This window comes from Mesorhizobium sp. M4A.F.Ca.ET.050.02.1.1 (genome assembly GCF_003997725.1).
Classification (GTDB): Bacteria; Pseudomonadota; Alphaproteobacteria; order Rhizobiales; family Rhizobiaceae; genus Mesorhizobium.
Map to the genome: position 1 here is coordinate 1 of NZ_RZSG01001572.1, position 383 is coordinate 383.

1 pseudogene is annotated in these 383 nt (G+C 62.7%); it reads right to left on the reverse strand.

The window, feature by feature from the left end:
• Positions 1-383: pseudogene (locus EOA33_RS38690) on the reverse strand (ABC transporter permease); the annotation flags it as partial.

Below are 383 nucleotides of genomic sequence, written 5' to 3' on the forward strand. Positions count from 1 at the left end.
ACTGCAGGGCGCGTGTTGATTGCTCCACACCGAATGACAAGGTCGCGTCCTGCCGCTCGGCACGGAAGAAAACCGTGTCGACCATGAACGCTATGGAATCGAAAGAGAACAGCGCAGTGACCAGCAGAGCGACGGCGAGTGAGGTCCCCAACGCCGTCAGCAAGGAGCGCAAAGGCCAGCGCAGCAGATGTCTGAACGCCATGATGGTCAATTGCGAAAACGCTGAAAGGAGACGGCCCTCGCCCGTGAGGAAGCTCTGGTATAGGGCCGGTGCAGGTGGTTGCATGGCGACCGCCGGCGGAAGCGTGATGACGCTCCAGATCGCCCGTGCCGCGCCTAACAGGGCCGCCAGTGCGCTTGTGGTGGCGGCGACGGCATAGAGG